The sequence below is a fragment of the Azospirillum sp. P4_B5 genome (assembly GCF_056402275.1).
The window spans coordinates 323,293-337,941 of sequence record NZ_JBFUHT010000008.1 but is presented as its reverse complement, the minus strand read 5'-3'; the positions used below and the strand labels follow the sequence as shown (position 1 = coordinate 337,941).

Sequence of the window (14,649 nt, the reverse complement as noted above, 5' to 3'; positions counted from 1 at the left end):
CGGACGACGTTGACATGTTCGGAAAAAGCGCGCCGCCATCGGTCCGTGTGGGCGCAGGAATCACCACCGGCGTTCTGCCGGAGCCATGAGTGGCGTCCGCATACATAGAAATGCGAATGATTCTCATTCGCAATATAGGGATATGTTCGATCCCGCGCAAGCGCTTTCTTCAACCGATGCGGGATTTTTCTCTCTCGGAATTAATCGCCCGCTTCCGCCATCCTCCGGTCGTGCGCCGAAGCGCCCAAGCGGTCGGACAGGCGGAAGACCAGCGACAGCACCACGGGCAGGACCGTCACCGTCACCAGGCTGGAGATCAGCAGGCCGCACAGCACGACCAGCCCCAGACCGCGGTACAACTCCGTCCCGGCGCTGGACACCGCCACCATCGGGATCAGGCCGGCGATGGTCGTCACCGTGGTGATCAGGATGGGGCGCAGCCGGCTCTGCAAGGCGTCGGCGATGGCCTCCGCTCCGGACATGCCGTGCGTCCGTCGGTTCACGGCGGCCTGCTCGACGATCAGGATGGGGTTGTTCACCACCGTTCCGACCAGCACCAGGAAGCCCATCATGGTCAGCACGTCGAAGGGCTGTGGCGGGCCGAAGCCTCCGGACAGGCCGGCGACGAGGTTGTAGAGCCACAGCCCGACCAGCCCGCCGCCGATCCCCGTGGGCACCACCGCCATGATGATCAGCGGATAGCCCCAGTGCGAGAAGACGGCGACCAGAACCAGATAGGTGATGGCGAGCGCCAGCAGGAATCCGCCGGCCAGGGCGGAGCGCAACTCGTCCAGCGATCCGCCGGCCCCGGTGATGCGGGTGCTCATCCCGTCGGGTATCACGCCCTCGGCGCGCAGCCGGTCCACCAGATCGCTCCGCACCGCGGCGATGCCGGATTCCAGCGCCACCGACCGTGGCGGGATGATGGTCAGGGTGACCGTCCGGAACCCGTCGATCCGCGTGATGCTGGAGGAACCCACGGTTTCCCGCAGTTCGGCGAGACTGGACAGCGGCACCGGTGCGCCGCGGCCGGTGTGGAGCACCAGATCGGCGAAGCTCTGGCGATCGCGACCCAGGCCCCCGGCCACCCGCAGATAGATGTCCAGCGTCTCGTCGTTCAGCAGATACTCGTCGGCGAAGGCGCCGTCCGAATAGGCGCGCAGCGTGTAGCCCAGTTCGGCCAGCCCGATGCCCATCTCGCCCGCGCGCTCCCAGTTCGGGTGCAGCTCCAGGAAGGGCTGCGACATGGCCAGGGTGGGCGGGGAGGGGTCACTGTTGACCTGCCCGTCGGGGAACAGATCGCCCGCGCGGTCGAGCACCGTCAGCGCCGTGGCGTAGAGCGTGGTCGGCGAAGCCGCGCATGCCGGGGATCGCCCGCATCCGCTTGGTGACGTTGGCGATCAGCGCGTCGGTGTCGGCGGGGTTGATCGGCTCCGTCACGAAGCGGATGAAGCCGGGCCGGATGAAGCTCAGATTGACGCGCAGCGGCGGAATGCCGGTCTCGGCGTCGGTGTCCGCGGCGCCCACCTGACGGCTCAGCAGCGGGTCGATCTGCCGCCAGACCTCCTGCATCGACTCCATGCTGTAGCCGGGCGGGGCGGCCATGAAGCTGAAGACGGTCGCCTCCTCGCCCTCCGGCAGATATTCGGCGGGCGGCACCATGGTGAGCATGACGGCCGCCATGGCCGCGGCGGAGATGGCGAGGATCGCCAGCTCCCGCCGGGCGCTGCGCAGCATCCAGCGCACCGCCACGCCCAGCGCGCCTTCCTTTGGGGCCATGGCCGCCGGGGAGGCCACAGACCAGCGTCCGGCGACGACGGGGACCAGGACGAGGGCGGCGACCATCGACATGACGACGGCGCCGGTGATGGCGATGGCGATGTCGGAATAGAGCTGCCCGGCCTCCGCGGTGATGAACAGCACCGGCAGGAAGACCAGGACGGTGGTGAGGGTGGAGGACAGGATCGCCGGCCACACCTCGGCGATGCCGTCCTCGGTTGCGGCGGCGCGCGGTTTGCCCATGCGCAGATGGCGGGCGATGGCGTCCAGCGCGACCACGCTGTTGTCGAGCGTCATGCCGATGGCGAAGGCGACGCCGGACAGCGAGATCACGTTGATGCTGCGCCCGGCGGCCGCCAGGACCAGCAGGGTCGCCAGCGTGCAGACCGGCATGCTCGCCGCCGCCGCCGCGGTCGCCGGGATGGAGCGCAGGAACAGCAGGAGCACCACCGCGGCCAGGACGCTGCCGGCGATCAGGTTGCTCAGCACGTTGTCAATGGACCGTTCCATGTAGCGCACGTCTTCCGACAGCAGCCGCATGGTCAGCCCGCGCTCCTTCAGGGCGTGGCGGTTCAACTCCTCCACCGCCCCGGTCACCGCCTCCTTGACGGCGATGACGTTGGCGCCGGCCCGCTTGCCGATGGTGACGAGCAGGGTGGGGCGCCCGTCGGCGAAGGCGACGCTGCGCGCCTCCTGGGTCGCCATGGTCACCGATCCGACGTCGCGCAGGCGGATGGCCGTGCCGTTCTCGCGGGCGACGATCAGGTCGGCCAGATCCTCCAGGTCGGCGAAGCGCCCGATGGTGCGCAGGAAATAGCGGCGCTTGCCGAAGTCGCGGTCGCCGCCGGAGACGTCGCGGTTGCGCGCCCGCACGGCGTCGCGCACCGTTCCCACATTCAGGTTGCGGGCGGACAGCTTCAGCGGGTCGAGCAGGATGTGGATCTCCTGCGCGGCCCCACCGATCACCTCGGCCTTGGCCACACCGGCCACACGCTCCAGCCGCGGGCGCAGGACGTTCTCGATCCAGTTGGTCTCGCGCTGGATGGTCTCCGCGTCGGTGGCGCCGTCCAGCCGCTCGACGCCGAAGAACAGGAAGGGCTCCGCCGTCGCGGATTCGGCGACGATGCGCGGGCGGTCCACCGTCTCCGGGTAATCGGTGACCTGGGACAGCGCGTTGTCGATGTGGATCAGCGCCTCGTCGACGGAGGTTCCGGAGGGGAACTCCAGCTCCACCTGACCGCCGCCGAACTCGGCGCTGGAGGACAGGCGGACGAGGCCGGGGATGGCGCGCAGGTACTTTTCCTGCTCGATCAGGATGTCCTGCTCGACGTCCTGCGGGGTGGCGCCGGGCCAGTTGGTTTCCACCATGATCCGGCGCGGGCTGATGTCTGGGATCATCTGCACCGGAATGCGGAAAACCGACACCGCGCCCAGCAGGCACAGGATCAGGACCGACACCAGGGCGGCCAGCGGGTTGCGCAGGATCAGGCGGGTCATCGCGACTCCGGATAAGGAAACTTGCGGTTTCCCCTCTCCCCTCCGGGGAGAGGGTTAGGGTGAGGGGGTTGCGCGTTTTGGAGCGTCCGGCAAAAGCGCAACCCCCTCACCGGCCCTCCGGGCCACCCTCTCCCCAGAGGGGAGAGGGCTGAATCCCTCACCCCACCATGTCCGGCACGACCGGCTGGTCGGGGCGCAGGCCCTCGTTGCCCTGGACGACCACCAGATCGTCGGGGCGAAGCTCGTGGCTGAGGATTTCCACATGGTCGCCGGAGTGGCGGCCCGTGCGCACCGCCACCGGGCGGGCCACCGCCCCGTCGTCGCCGCGCTGCACCACCCAGACGCGGGCGCTGCCGTCGGGATGGCGCTGCACCGCGTCCGCCGGGACCTGGAGCGCGATCTCCGCCGTTCCCGGCGCCGGGCCGAGCGCGACGCCGACGCGCGCCGACATGCCGGGCATCAGCCGCCCCTCGGGGTTGGGAAGCGCGATGTGGACGCGGAAGCTGCGGCTGACCGGATCGGCGGCGGGCACCACGCGCTCGACCGCCGCGGCGATGCCGGCCCCCTCCGGCGCGTCGGCGACCAGAACGCTGACCGGCGTGCCGGCCGTGATGCGCCCGTGCTGGCGCTCCGGCACATCGACCACGACGCGCAGCGGGTCGGTGGCGGCGAGTTGAAGCACCGAGCCGCCGGACCCCACCCATTGCCCGCGTTCGGTGCGCCGTTCGGTCACCACCCCGGCGAAGGGCGCGATCAGCGCGTGACGCGCCACCTGCTCCCGCTGGATGGCGACGGCGGCGCGGAGTTGGCGGACCTTGGCCTCCTCGATGGCGGCTTGGGCGAGCTGCGTGCGGAAGCGGGACTGCGAGACGCTTTGCACGCCGGCCAGCGCCTCCGCCTCGCGGGCCAGCCGCAGGGCGTCGCGCTGGAGGTGTTCGGCCTCGGCCAGCGAATGCTCCAGCCGTTCCAGTTCCAGCCGGGCGATGGTGTCGTCCAGCCGCAGCAGCGGTTGCCCGGCCTCCACCCGGTCGCCGGCCTCGACCAGCAGGGCGTCCACCCGGCCCTCGACCTGGGCGGAGAGTGCGCTGCTCTGCGGCGACACCAGCGTGCCGGGGAGATGCAAGGTCTGGCGGACGGGGGCGGCGACCACCGCCGTCACCTTCACCCGCGTCTGGGCGGCGGCGGGAAGCGCGGCGGCGAGCAGGGCGGCAGTCAGCAGGATCGGCATGGCGCGCGTCATCATCCGGTTTCTCATCATCCGGTTCCCTCCAGGGCGGGGTCGTTCATCGGCGCTCCGCGCATCGTGGTGGCGGTGGCGGTCACGGCGGCGGCGAGCGCCAAGGCGCCCAGGCCCAGCGCCAGGATTCCGACGGCGGGGCTCAGCAGCGTCGCCAGCAGGCCCATGCCGATGGTGCCGGCGCTGTCGCCGAACACGTCCTGCGCGGTCCACAGGCTGTTGACGCGGCCCAGCAGCCGGTCGGGCGTGTGGCCCTGGACCATGCTGTATTCCAGGAGCGAGGCGATGGAGGTGGCGTAGCCGAACAGCACCAGCACGGGCAGCGCCACATAGAAACCACTGGGAAGGCTTCCGGCGGCCCCGATCGCGGCGACGCAGGCGAAGGCGCCCATGCAGGCGCCGCCCATCACCAGACCCGGACGCTCCAGCCGCGCGGCCCAGCCGCTGAGCGCGGCGCCCAGCGTCGCCCCGACGGGAACGGCGCTGTACATCAACCCAGTCTCGAAGGCGCCGCCGCCAAACACCTCCTCGACCAGAGCCGGGAAGAGGATTCGGATGGAGGTGGCGACCGTGGTCAGGCAGCCGAGAGCGACCACGCTCAGAATCACCTTGTGACCGGCGAGAAAGGCGAAGGCCTGCGCCATGGCGCGCAGCGGATTCTCCCCGGCCTCGCCCTGCGGCATCATCCGGGGCAGGCCGAGCAGCGTCAGAACGGTCAGCCCGGTGCCCAGCGCCGTCAGCAGATAGACCCAGCCGACGCCCAGCCCGGCGATCAGCAGGCCGCCCAGCGCCGGCGACAGGATGGTGGCGACGCGCATCGACAGCATGCCCAGCGCGCGGGCCTGCACCAGATTGGCGCGCCCGACGAGATGCGGCATCGCCGCCAGCAGAGCGTTGACGCCGATGGCTCCGAAGAAGCCATCCCAGAAGGACAGGATGTAGATCGCCGGAAGGGACGGGGAGGGCAGCGCCGCGTTGGCCGCCAGCCCGAGGAAGCCCAGGCCGCAGACGCTGCGGGCGACCAGGATCAGGCGGCGGCGGTCCATCCGGTCGGCCAGCACGCCGCCCAGCAGCAGCCCCAGGAACATGCCGACGCCGTCGCAGGCGGCGGCCAGCCCGACCTGAAGGCTTGATCCGGTGAGGGCGTAGACCTGGAGCGGCACCGCCACCGACAGCAGGCCGAGGGCCATCAGCGAGATCGTCCGGGCGATCAGCACGCGGCGGAAGTCAGGGTTGGTCTTCAGGAGGCTGACATCGACGAAAAGGTTCGACAGGAGCATCGGCGGGCCTTTCCGGCACCGGCGCCCGCGGCAACGGGACCGAAGGCGGCTTTCAGAAGGCGGGCGCGCCCGCCCCCGGAGCAGGCCGGGGACGGGCGGCGGCGGATCAGAAGCGGTAGTTGGCGGAGACGTAGTAGTTGCGTCCCACCTCCACCGACGTGAAGTTGACGTTCTTCTCGCTGAGGATCACGTCGGTGATGTTCTTGACGCCGGCCCCGACGGTCAGTGCCTCGGTGACGTCGGCGCTGACGCCCCAGTTCAGCAGGGTGTAGCCGGGCATCTTGCTGGTGCCCTGGAGCTGCGGGCCGGTGTAGCTGGTCGACACCGACGTGCTGACGGCGTCCAGCGCCTGCCACGTCAGGGAGGCGTTGACCTTATGGCGCGGACGGTAGTCCAGCTCCGCACCGTTGCTCTGCTCGGTGTAGAGGTAGGTGTAATTGCCCGACAGCAGCAGCTTCGGCGTCAGGCTGACGGAGCCCGTCACCTCGACGCCCGAGATGTCGACGTTGTTGATGTTGCTCCAATTGCGGGCGACGGCCACAGGATCGTAGACCGCCTGGATCATGTCCTTGACCTTGTTGTGGAACAGCACGACGCTGCCGTCCCAGCGGTCATAGCGGGTTTCCAGGCCGATCTCGTAGTTGGTGCTGGTCTCCGGTTCGAGGTCGGGGTTGCCCGACAGGAAGCAGCGGCCGCCGCAACTCACGATCCGGTATTCGCGGCTGAGCTGGTAGGCGTCCGGCGCCTTGTAGCCCTGGCTGACGCCGGCCTTCAGCGACAACGCGTCGGTCAGCGCGTAGACGACGTTGGCGCGGCTGGTGAAGTTGCCGCCGAAGATCTCGTGGTGGTCGTAGCGCGTGCCGACCGTCAGGGTCAGCCCATCGATCAGCCCGATCTGGTCCTGGAGATAGACCGCCTTCTGCCCGATTTCCGACTTGCCGGACTGCAGGAAGGTGTTGGGGTCCTCCACCGTCTGCTTGCGGTATTCCGCACCCGCGGTCAGCCGGTTGAAGCCGAGCTGGAAGTTGCTGCGGCCGTGCAGGAAGAGGTTCTTCTCCTTCAGGTGCCGCTGCTGCGGCGCGTTGAAGGCGGAATTGAAGTCGTCGATGCGGCCGTCTTCGTAGTTGGCCTCCACCAGCGTGTCGCCCCAGCTCCAGTTGCCGCGATGGGCGGCGCCGAAGGTGTTGCGGACGATCTCCTGCTTCTGGGAGGAGAGCCAGCGGTCGTAGTAGCCGCGCGGCCGGTTGTCGCGGTTCAGGCCGTAATTGGCCTCCAGCGTCTGGTTCTCCGTAACGTCCCAGGCAAGCGTGGTCAGCAGGTTCGCCAGGTTCTTCTTTTCCAGGACCGGAACCACGCCGTTGTAGCGGGAGTCGTCGTACCAAGCCTGCCGGTTGAAATACTCGGCGGAGACGGAGGCCGAGACCTTGTCCACGATCGGGCCGGCGGCGTAGAGGCCGGTGCGGTACTGGGTGCCGCCACGGCCCGGCTCGACGACGCGGTAGTCGCCGTTGATCTCGCCCGACCACTTGTCGGTCGGCTTCTTGGTGATGATGTTGACCACGCCGCCGATGGCGTCCGATCCGTAGAGCGCCGACAACGGGCCGCGCACCACCTCCACCCGCTCGATGGCCGACATCGGGATCGAGTGGTAGTCGAAGTCGCCGCCGCGCCACAGCGCGTCGGAGGTGGAGACGCGGCGTCCGTTCACCAGCACCAGCGAGTAGTTCTGGCCCATGCCGCGGATCACCACCTCGTCGCGGCCGGTGGCGTCGGTGCGGTCGTTGACGCCCACCGAACGGCCCAGGACTTCCGGCAGGCCGGAGGAGGCGACGCCCTCCTTCTTCAGATCCTCCGACGTGATGACGGTGGTGAAGGCGGGAGCGGTCAGCGTGCTTTGTGCCGTGCCGGTTGCCGTCACCGTCACCGGCCCCAGCGTTTGGACGGCGGCGGGCGACCCTTCCGAGGCGGACTGCTGGGCCAGCGCCGGCGTTCCCCCCGCCAGCGCGGCCGCCAGCGCCGCACCCACCATGGTTGCGGATTTCACCGCAGCCACCGAACGGCCGGCCGCCGTCCCTTCCTCTGCACACGCCCCCGCTGTGCGATTGGTCATACTCATATCCCCTGATTAGACAGTCACGTAGTTGCTAATGCGACTCATTCTCAACTACCTCTTTCGATTGTTAGTGCATATCCCTTTTCGCCGCAAGGACTATGACTCGGCGAAGTTGTTTTTTAGGTGGACCCGATCACTCCGCCGGGTGGGTCAGCGGCTGGATGCCCATCTCCGATTCCGAGCGCTCATGCGGGGCGGACCAGACGCTGTCCCGCGGGCCGGTCTGGGCGCGCCGCTCCGCGCCACGCGCCATGGCGGCGAAGGCCAGGGCGCCGGCCACCGCCACCAGATCGATCCCGATGAGCCCGTCCGACAGCCAAAGACCCGGCATGACGAGGCCGAGCAGCGAGGTCGCCGGGATGGCGGCAGTGGCCGCCGCGCTGGCCCACAGAAGTTCCACACCCGCACGGGACGCCCCGCGCAGAAACGCCCAGGCGCAGGCACCCAGAAAGACCGCGTAGTAGATGCCCCAATGCCAGGCGTGCAGGTCGTCCACCAGCCCGCTCAGCCATTTTCCGGCGGCGATGGTCAGCGACAGGCCGGCCACGCAGCCCAGGCAGACCCCGACCGTCCCGGCGGCGAGCAGGCGGGTGGCGCGGCTCTGCTCGACCGGGCCTCTCGCCTGCCGCTCCGTCCGCCGCCGCGACTCGATCCACAGCAGGTTGCCGGTGTAGAACAGCGCCGCTCCGGCCAGCCCGAGCAGGAAGTAGGACCAGCGCACGATGCCGCCGCCGAAGCTCCCGAAATGCAGCGCGAAGAAGGCGGAGACGGTGGCCGACCATCCGTTCTGGTGCCCCGGCATGTATTCGGTGTCGATGATCCGGCCATCCACCGCCCCCATCAGCACGAAGCCCTCCCGCCGCACCAGATAGCGCGGGTCATGGCCCCAGACGCGCACGGTGGCGGCCCCGGTGCCGGCGTCGTGATACTCCAGGCTGACCGGCTGGAAGCCGGGGGCTAGGCTGTGGACGCGCGTCAGGAACTCCTTGGGCGGCAGCATGCCCGCCGGACCCATGTCCTTCGACACGGTGCGGAAGGGGCTGCTGGCCGCCGCCACCGCGCGCATCTGCCCGCCATAGACCACGCGGTCCAGCGTGTCGTAGATGTGGTCGTGCAGCCCGAACACCACCGCCGACAGGGCGATGACGAGGTGGAAGGGCAGGCTGATCAGCCCCAGCACGTTGTGGGCGTCCAGCCACAGGCGCTTCACGTTCCGGGTGACGCGCAGGATCAGGAAATCCTTGACCAGCGATGGCAGCAGGATGATCACGCCGGACACCAGCGCCACGACGTAAAGGGCGCTGGCGATGCCGGTCACCGTCGTGCCGATGTCGAGATCGCCCGGAATGCCCACGGTGCGGTGCAGGAAATCCACCAGAAGCCCGATGCCGGACGGGTTGAGCTGCTCGACCGCCACGCTCCCGTCCGGCGACAGGGTGGCGGCCCAGGGGGCGGGGTCGAAGCGTTCCTCCGTCCAGGTCAGGCGCAGCGGCGCCTCTCCGGCCAGGGCCGGTTCGACCGCCAGGGTGAAGTCCCGCACCTCCGGCCGCAGGGCGCGCGTGGCGGCGACCAGATCCTCCGCCCGGTCGAGCGTCGCCGGCGTCACCGCCACCGGCGGCGTGATCCAGCGTTCCAGCGGTTCCTTGAACATGGTCAGGGCGCCGGCATAGAAGCAGACGAACAGGATCAACCCGGTCAGGATGCCGGTCCAGGTGTGGACCTGACGGTATAGGCGCACGACGTCGGTGCGGATGGCCATGGCTCGGCTCGCGGCTGTGAGGGCGGGACGGGTGGGCGACGGGTCAGTGCAGCAGCGGACTGCGCGCGGCGAGCAGCGCCGTGTGGGCCAGGATGTTGGCGCAGCCCAGCCACAACCAAGCCTGACGCCCGCTGCGGAACAGGAAGCAGACGCTGACCACTCCCAGCCAGATCGGAACGACGAGCCACATGATGAATTGCAGCTTGTTCACCGCGGCCGGCCCGCCGGGGCCGATCCAGGCGAACAGTCCCGACAGGGCGATGGCCAGCGAGAAGCCCAGGACCACTCCGGCCAGACTCTTGCTCCACCAGTCAGGACGGATCGGCGCCTGCGTGTTGCGGGTGGAGGATGCGTCGGCCATCGCTCAGCCCTCCCGGCGCGCGAGCATGGCTCCGCGGGCGGCGGCGGCGAACGGCAGGATGGTGAGGACCAGCATCGCAACGGTGAGGCTGGTGAACAGTGCGGTCACCGGATGCATCACCACCGACCACAGCAGCCACCCTTCCAGCAGAGCGAGCGTCCCGATCATGCGGCTGCGGCGACCGGCCAGTGCGCGGGTCAGCCATTGCTGGCGCGGTGCCGAAAGGTAGAACCCGGCGATTCCGGCCACGGTCGCGGCCAATGCCAGCCCGTGGAAGGCGGCTTCCGCCATCGATGCGTTTCCAAACATGGCGCGCCAATCCGATTTGGTGGATGAGGGCCATGTTCTGCCAATCAGTGATTGAAATTGCAAGTGATTCCTATTTGCATTAAAAATCACCGCCGCGATCGGCTGTGGGCGCACGCTCCATCGTTTCCGGAAGATTCCCGAGGCCGGCTTCAGGGCGTTTGCGACGGCGGGTTCAGGCTGTCTTCAGGTCAGCCATTGCGTCATTCCGACGTTGCTGGACACCACCGCGTCGATGCTGTCGCGCAGCTTGGCGAGGCTGATCGGTTTGACCAGATAGCCGTTGACGTTGTGCTCCTTGGCGAAGCGTACGGTGCTGAGGTCCGAGTCGCCGGTCAGGAAGATCACCGGGGTCTTGTCCACGTCCTTCACCTTGATCCCCCGCACGCCCTGGAGGAACTGCTTGCCGTTCATCGGCGCCATGTGGATGTCGCAGAAGACGATGTCCGGGCGCGTGCGCACCACCTCCATCAGCCCGTCCTTGCCGTTGGAGGATTCCGAGATCGAGCGGACGCCGATCTCCTTCAGCACCTTGCGGATCAGGCCACGGGTGAAGTTGTCGTCCTCGACGATCAGGATGCTCAGCTTCGAGTAATCTACCGCCATGGTGGGCTGCCCTTGTTCAAGACGTCGGTGCGGGACTGTGCGACGCCCGCATCGCGGCGGTCGCGGTGATCAACTCGTCCAGGGTGGCGTCCAGCATGCCGGCGAGAAGCGCGGCGGTCTCCGCGTCCCCGGCGTCCAGCAGGTCCTGGGTGTCGGCGGCCAGCCGGCCCAGCCGGGCCGCCCCGATCGACAGGGCCGCCCCCTTCAGCGTGTGGACCGCGTCGCGGGCTTCCCCGGCGGCTCCGGCCTCCAGCGCCGTAACGGCAGCCTGGATCAGTCCCGGCGCCATGCTTAGGAAATCGCCGAGGAAGACCATGGCGTCCGGATCGTCGCTGCCGAAATTCTGGCCCAGCTGGCCGAGGTCGAAGATCTGCGGGTCGATGTCGGCGTCCGCCCAGCTCGGCGCGGAGAGCGCTTCGGCCACGGCCGTCGGCTCCGGCTTGGCGGGCGTGCGGCGGGCCGGCAGGCGCAGCGAGCGGGCCTGCGGCAGGAAGCGGTCCAGCGTTTCGGCCAGCAGCCGGGATTCGATGGGCTTCGTCAGATAGCCGTCCATTCCCGCTTCCAGACAGCGCTGCTGCGTGCCCGGCAGGGCATCGGCGGTCAGCGCGACGATGGGCAGCCGGGTCACGGCACCGGCGCCCAACGCCTCCGCCAATTCCCGTTCGCGGGCGCGGATGGCGTGGGTCAGGCCGAAGCCGTCCATCTCCGGCATGTGGAAGTCGGTCAGCAGCAAGCCATAGCGGCCAGGCCTCAGCATCTCCAGCGCGCGGGCGCCGTTGTCGGCCATTTCGATGGCGTAGCCGCGCTTGCTCAGCATGCGGCGGATCACCGTCTGGTTGATCGGGTTGTCCTCCGCCACCAGGATCAGCGCACCGGCCGCGATGGCGGTCTCGATGGGCGGCGGTTCCCAGCCGGCGGCGTCATGCTCCCGCGGTTCCGACCGCCGTTCCAGGCTGGCCCGGCCCAGCGCCGCCGCGATGGCCAGCCAGACCCGCCGCCGCCGCAAAGGCAGATTGACGGCGCACAGCAGCCCGATGCGGTCGGCTTCCGACATGGTGGAGGCCAGCGCCCGCGGCACGGCCAGGATGACCGCGGGGATGGGACCGTCGGCGAAGGCGGGGGACTGCACGATGGCGCGGCAGCAGGCGATGGCGGCTTCGGACTGAACCCCGCCATTGACCACCACCACCAGACGCCCGGCCTCGCCGCCAAGAGTGGACTGTTCCGCCGGACCGACCTGGGTCTCGGTCACCGCCTCAAGGCCGCCGTTCAGATCGTACCAGCCCAGCGGGGCGATGCCGGCGGCGGCCAGGATGCCCTGCAGCGCCCGGCGCCCGTCCCCGTCGAAGCCGATGGCCACCACGCGGGCGTCGTCCACCGCCACCGCCGGAGCCGCTGGCGTTCGCGGCTGCGGGCAGTCGGCGGAGGGAGCGGCCACCGCGAAGGGCAGCTCGAACCAGAAGGTGGAGCCCTCGCCGAACACCGAGTCCACCCCGATGCCGCCCCCCATCATGGTGCACAGCTTGTGGCAGATGGTCAGCCCCAGCCCGGTGCCGCCGAAGCGGCGCGAGGTCGAGCTGTCGGCCTGCTGGAAGGGCTGGAACAGCTTGGCCCGCTGCTCCTCGGTCAGGCCGATCCCGCTGTCGGTCACGGCGAAGCGCAGCATCACGCCTCGATCCGGGGCGCCATCCGTGCCGGAACGCGGTTCGGCGCTGACCGTCACGGCGACGCTGCCCTTCTCGGTGAATTTGACGGCGTTGCCCATCAGGTTGATGAGGATCTGGCGCACGCGCGTCGGATCGCCGGTCAGCCGGTCGGGAACGCCCGGCCCGACGTCGACGGAGAGCTGAAGCCCCTTTTCCTCGATGCGCCCGGCCACCAGTTCCGCCGACTCCTCGACCACCTCCAGGGGGGAGAAGGGGACGGATTCGATCTCCAGCTTGCCCGCCTCGATCTTGGAGAAGTCGAGGATGTCGTTGATGATGATGAGAAGCGCCTGGGCCGACGACCGGATGACGCCCAGCATGCCGTGCTGTTCCTCGGTCAGGTCGGTCTGGTCCAGCATCTCGGCCATCGCCGTCACGCCGTTCATCGGCGTGCGGATCTCGTGGCTCATCACCGCCAGGAAGGAGGACTTCGCCCGCGTCGCCTCCTCCGCCTGGTTCTTGGCCTCGTGCAGGGCGGTTTCCCGTTGGGCGATCTCGGTGACGAAATGCTGAACCGAGCGGGCCATGGCCCCGACCTCGTCCTGGCGTCCGGTGTCCACGATGGCGCCGGTCAGCGGGTTCCCGGCCAGATGGACCATCTGCCGTTGCAGGCGGTCCAGCGGGCGGGTGATCGAGCGGGCGGCGTAGAAGGCCCCGGCGATCGCCAGCAGCAGGCCGGCGGTGGCCCCGAGCACGAGGGCGGACCGCAGGAAGGCCCCGATGGTTTCGGCGTTGCTGCGGAACGTGTCGTTCAGCGCGCTGGCGCCCGACGCCATTTCCTTCGCGTCCGCGTCCATTTGGGCGATCATCAGGTCCTGAACGCTCAGCCCCTCGCGCACCTTGTCCAGGCTTTCCCGCCATCCGGCCACGGCGGACATCATGCCGCCGCGAACCAGCGGAGGCAGCGCGATCCGCTCGATCTGCTCCTCCACCGCAGTGCCGTCCGCGATCAGTGCGATGGTCGCGCCGATGTCCCGGTGGCTCACCGCATCGGCGGTGGCGTGCGCCAGCTTCAGCACGGCGATGGTCACGCCTTGCGCCTGCTGTTCGGTCTCGTTGGCCGACACGGCGTGGGCGGTGAGTTCGGTGACCTCGTTCAGCGTGGCGGCGTAGGCCGTGCCGTAGACGTTCAGGATCTGGTCGATGCGCTTTTCCAGTTCCTGTGCGCCGTCCCGGATGTCGCCGCCGTCCATCAACGCGCTGGACACCTGCGAAACCGCCGCGACGATGCGTTTTTGCCCACGGCCCCCGCGCCCTTCCGCGGCGGCGGCCCGCTCCAGCGCGTCCTCCAGCGCGTCCGCGCTGTTGCTCAGGCGCAGCATCAGCACGCCGGTGTCGTGCGCGCCGGAATTGCCGGGTGTGGCGCCGCCGCCTTGAGTCTGGCCGTGTTCCCGAGACAGCCGGGCGGCCTCGTGCCGCCACAGCCCGGCCAGCGCGGCGTAGATGCTGCGGGCGTTGTCCAGAACGTCGCGGTGCAGGCTCAGGCGGCGGTCGGAGTCGGCCACGGTTTCGGCATAGCCGAGGTTGGCAAGATTCTGGCGCTGGCGGGCGGCGTCGGTGATGTCGATCAGCAGGGCCGCCTGCTGGGCCATGGCGCCGATCAGGGCGTCGTTCCGCTCCGTGACCGCCTTCAGCTCCTCCATCTGCGTGGCGTAGCGGTCCAGAATCCGTCGCGTCTCGCTGACGGCGCTTTCCAGCGCATCGTCCTCGGTGGCGTCGGCCAGGGCGTCCAACTGGCGGCGCGCCGCGCCGGTGTGGGCGTCGAACCGGACGGCCTGGGCCGCCCGCCGGCTGGCCGCGGTGTTCAGATAGTCGGAACGCGCCGCCTCCGCCCCCAGCAGTTCGCGGTAGATCGTCCCGGCGGTGACCACCGAGCCGTTGGCGCGGTCGGACTGCTGCAGCAGGAACCAAGCGACGATGGCGATCGCCGCCGCCACCAGCACCGGCATGCCGCCGACCGCGGCGATCCGCTGGGCGATGTTGGTGCGGATCGTCACCGCGCGCC

Annotated in this window: 10 protein-coding genes; all 10 read right to left on the bottom strand. The window is 69.4% G+C overall.

Annotated elements, in window-relative coordinates; translation table 11 throughout:
• Positions 1-200: 200 nt before the first annotated feature.
• Positions 201-1,319, bottom strand: a complete 1,119-nt coding sequence (locus AC1DVI_RS09250) for an efflux RND transporter permease subunit (RefSeq protein ID WP_476957704.1) — start codon at positions 1,317-1,319, stop codon at positions 201-203.
• On the bottom strand, positions 1,270-3,276 hold the full coding sequence (locus AC1DVI_RS09245) for an efflux RND transporter permease subunit (RefSeq protein ID WP_476957703.1): 2,007 nt from the start codon (positions 3,274-3,276) through the stop codon (positions 1,270-1,272). Before AC1DVI_RS09245 ends, AC1DVI_RS09250 begins: the two co-directional genes overlap by 50 nt.
• Positions 3,277-3,433: 157 nt before the next feature.
• A complete protein-coding gene (locus AC1DVI_RS09240) occupies positions 3,434-4,534 on the bottom strand; it encodes an efflux RND transporter periplasmic adaptor subunit (protein WP_476957702.1) in 1,101 nt (366 codons plus the stop codon).
• Complete coding sequence (entS, locus tag AC1DVI_RS09235) at positions 4,531-5,793, bottom strand: enterobactin transporter EntS (protein WP_476957701.1); 1,263 nt, start codon at positions 5,791-5,793, stop codon at positions 4,531-4,533. The genes AC1DVI_RS09240 and entS overlap by 4 nt, the downstream gene beginning before the upstream one ends.
• 106 nt (positions 5,794-5,899) lie before the next feature.
• The gene (locus AC1DVI_RS09230) at positions 5,900-7,837 is read right to left on the bottom strand and encodes a TonB-dependent receptor domain-containing protein (protein WP_476957700.1); all 1,938 of its coding nucleotides are present in this window, start codon (positions 7,835-7,837) and stop codon (positions 5,900-5,902) included.
• 202 nt (positions 7,838-8,039) lie between these two features.
• Entirely contained in the window at positions 8,040-9,665 is a 1,626-nt protein-coding gene (locus tag AC1DVI_RS09225; RefSeq protein ID WP_476957699.1) for a PepSY-associated TM helix domain-containing protein, read from the bottom strand.
• Between the two features lie 43 nt (positions 9,666-9,708).
• Complete coding sequence (locus AC1DVI_RS09220; RefSeq protein ID WP_476957698.1) at positions 9,709-10,026, bottom strand: hypothetical protein; 318 nt, start codon at positions 10,024-10,026, stop codon at positions 9,709-9,711.
• A gap of 3 nt (positions 10,027-10,029) precedes the next feature.
• Positions 10,030-10,317: a hypothetical protein gene (locus tag AC1DVI_RS09215; protein ID WP_476957697.1), complete on the bottom strand. Its 288-nt coding sequence runs from the start codon at positions 10,315-10,317 to the stop codon at positions 10,030-10,032.
• A 201-nt stretch (positions 10,318-10,518) separates the two neighbouring features.
• Positions 10,519-10,938: a response regulator gene (locus AC1DVI_RS09210; RefSeq protein WP_149165621.1), complete on the bottom strand. Its 420-nt coding sequence runs from the start codon at positions 10,936-10,938 to the stop codon at positions 10,519-10,521.
• A gap of 16 nt (positions 10,939-10,954) precedes the next feature.
• On the bottom strand, positions 10,955-14,641 hold the full coding sequence (locus AC1DVI_RS09205) for a hybrid sensor histidine kinase/response regulator (protein ID WP_476957696.1): 3,687 nt from the start codon (positions 14,639-14,641) through the stop codon (positions 10,955-10,957).
• Between the last annotated feature and the right edge of the window lie 8 nt (positions 14,642-14,649).